General features: G+C 59.1%; 3 protein-coding genes. All 3 read right to left on the bottom strand.

All coding sequences use genetic code 11. The features are described 5' to 3' along the window. Positions 1–540 (bottom strand): response regulator transcription factor (locus KDL09_RS22115; RefSeq protein ID WP_294390029.1); only part of this gene is annotated, 540 nt, incomplete at its 3' end. Then, positions 507–1574 carry a PAS domain S-box protein gene (locus KDL09_RS22110; protein WP_294390026.1) on the bottom strand — a complete coding sequence of 356 codons (1068 nt, stop codon included), beginning with the start codon at positions 1572–1574 and terminating at the stop codon, positions 507–509. The genes KDL09_RS22110 and KDL09_RS22115, both read right to left, overlap by 34 nt. 9 nt (positions 1575–1583) lie before the next feature. Beyond that, positions 1584–2132 (bottom strand): universal stress protein (locus KDL09_RS22105; RefSeq protein WP_294390024.1); only part of this gene is annotated, 549 nt, incomplete at its 5' end.

The raw sequence follows: 2132 nt of genomic DNA, 5'->3' as shown, positions 1-2132 counted from the left end.
GTTCTTTGTGGCAACGCCTTTACCGACAAGAGTAAGAATCTCCAACTCGCGATCCGTCAATGCATCCATGCCAGTGGGCTTCGAACGTGATGCGCCGGAAACCTGCTCCAGCATGCGCGCGTTCAGCGTTTCACTGACATAGAGTCCGCCACCGAGGATTTTTTGAATCGCGGCGATGAGGTGATCGGCCGCTTCCTCCTTCATCACATAACCGCGCGCGCCGGCACGAAGGGAACGCTCACCGTAGAGCGTCTCGTCGTGCATGGACAGTACAAGACACTGCGTGGCGGGATGCGCCGCACGAATGTCCTTCACAAGCTCCAAGCCGTTCTTGTCGGGCAGCGTGAGATCAATGATGACGAGATCAGGCTTCAGTTTCCCGACAACATCGAGTCCCTCGCGCGCGCTGCCCGCCTCGCCACTCACCTCGAGACCGGGCTCGCCTCGAATGAGTTGCGCCAATCCGTGGCGCATGATGGGGTGGTCATCGACAAGGACGACATTCTTTACGGATTCTTTGCTGGTGCGGGAACGCTGCATAGGACCTGGGTGCCCCCATTGGGACGCGGAGTGACGCTAAGGGTGCCTCCCATCATTTGAGCGCGATGGCTCATGGTCAAGAGTCCCATTCCTGTGCCTTTCGCTGGTTTGTCAGGAATGCCAACACCATCATCGCGTATGGTCAGCACAACCCGGCCACTCTGACGGATGAGACGAATCTCAACGCGGCGCGCCTGGCCATGCTTGACGGCGTTGGAGACCGCCTCCTGCGCAATGCGGAAAAGCTGCACAGCCATGTCATTGTCGGCAATGTTCACCGGGTTGTCATAGCGGAAGTCGCAGGCGACCTCGTAGGCTCGCGCGGTGCTGGTCGCCAGTTCCTCGAGAGCCGCCATCAGGCCGCCGACATCCAGCACCACGGGCATGAGTCCGCGTGATGTCTCGCGTGCACAGGTGTTGGCCTTGGAAATCAGCCGGACGACTTCTTGCAGGCTTTCAGATTCGGGGCAGCCGATGGCGGCGAGATTCTTTTGTGCGACCTTCACCAAGCAGCCAATCGCGGCGAGCTGCTGGCAGAGGTCATCATGAATGTCCTGACCGATGCGTGCCTGCTCCTCTTCACTGATGTGAAGGATCCGTTTCTCCAGTTCCTTGCGCTCCGTGAGGTCGCGAATGATGCCGGTAAAAATCCGGCGACCGCTCGGCAGAACGGCTTCCCCCACGGAAAGATCGATCGGAAAGACGGAGCCGTCCTTCCTCTGCGCCACCGCCTCGCGACCGATACCGATGATGCGCTTTTGCCCAGTTTTAAGATACTTCGCCACATATCCGTCGTGCCGATCCCGATAAGGCTGAGGCATGAGGATGTGGATGTTTTGACCGATGATTTCACTGCGCTGGTAGCCGAAAAGGCGTTCCGTGGCCGAATTCGCAGTCTCGATGACGCAGTTTTCGTCGATCGTGATGATGGCGTTGACGGCCGTCTCGACGATGGCCGCAGCACGCTGCTCACTGACCTGCAACGCATGCTTGAGCTCGGTGAGACTGGGTTCGGCGGATTTCTTCGCGGGCATCGCAAGTTCTCAGTCTGCGGCGGTGATGAAGCCGTCCGGTTTCACCGCCAGAATCGAGCAGGGAGCGTTCTGCACGATTTTCTCCGCGGTCGTGCCGATCAGCAATTCGCGCAGACCCGTCTTCCCCCGCGTGCCGAGGACGACCATGTCGGCCTTAACCTCAGTCACATGATCAAGAATGGCTTCGCGAATGTTCACGCGCTCCTTGATGAGTCCGGTCACGGTGACGTTGCCTGATTCACGCGTGAGCGGTTCGAGAAAGGCGTCCAGATCTTTGCGCAAATTCTCCACCGTCTCAGGATCAATGTTGGTCGGAAGCGAGGGGGCAAACCCGCCGTAGTCCAGCGACATGGCAAGCGCACTCTGATAAACGTACAGGCAGTCGAGCGAAGCGCTGTCTTCCTGCGCCAGATGCAGGGCACACTGAACGGCCTTCGCGGAGTTCTCGGAAAAATCAACGCAGGTGACGATCCTCTTGAACGGCCCCTGAGCATCCTCGCGCACGACGAGTACATCCACCGGCGCCTTGCGTACGCATTTCGCCGCGATGGCGCCAAT

Source organism: Prosthecobacter sp. (genome assembly GCF_020439865.1).
In the GTDB taxonomy this organism is placed as follows: Bacteria; Verrucomicrobiota; Verrucomicrobiia; order Verrucomicrobiales; family Verrucomicrobiaceae; genus Prosthecobacter.
This window is presented reverse-complemented; position numbering and strand designations above follow the sequence as displayed.

Excerpts from the sequence above, each read along its gene's own strand:
- KDL09_RS22110 (WP_294390026.1), bottom strand. The coding sequence starts at position 1,574 with ATGCCCGCGAAGAAATCCGCCGAACCCAGTCTCACCGAGCTCAAGCAT.